Source organism: Psychromonas arctica (assembly GCF_038155225.1).
Taxonomy (GTDB): Bacteria; Pseudomonadota; Gammaproteobacteria; order Enterobacterales; family Psychromonadaceae; genus Psychromonas; species Psychromonas arctica_B.
This window is the reverse complement of record NZ_JBAKBA010000480.1, coordinates 1-207: the sequence shown is the minus strand read 5'-3', so window position 1 is coordinate 207 and position 207 is coordinate 1. Positions and strand designations below refer to the sequence as shown.

Here is a 207-nt window from a genome sequence, read left to right as displayed (position 1 = left end):
GCAGTTATTGGTTTTGAAGACGAATCAACGGGAGAAAGGTTTAAACTGTTAGTTGTATTAAATGATCATAAGGTTACCGTTGGTAACATTAAAACCCATTGCGCGAAGTATTTGACGCGTTATAAAGAACCTAAACAAATAGAAATTGTTACCGAGTTGACTAAAAATAATGTCGGAAAAGTATTACGTCGTTTATTAAAAGAATGA

General features: G+C 32.9%; 1 protein-coding gene. It reads left to right on the top strand.

Annotated elements, in window-relative coordinates; all coding sequences use genetic code 11:
• Positions 1-207: AMP-binding enzyme (locus V6255_RS19155; RefSeq protein ID WP_425355967.1), on the top strand; the 207-nt coding region annotated here is incomplete at its 5' end.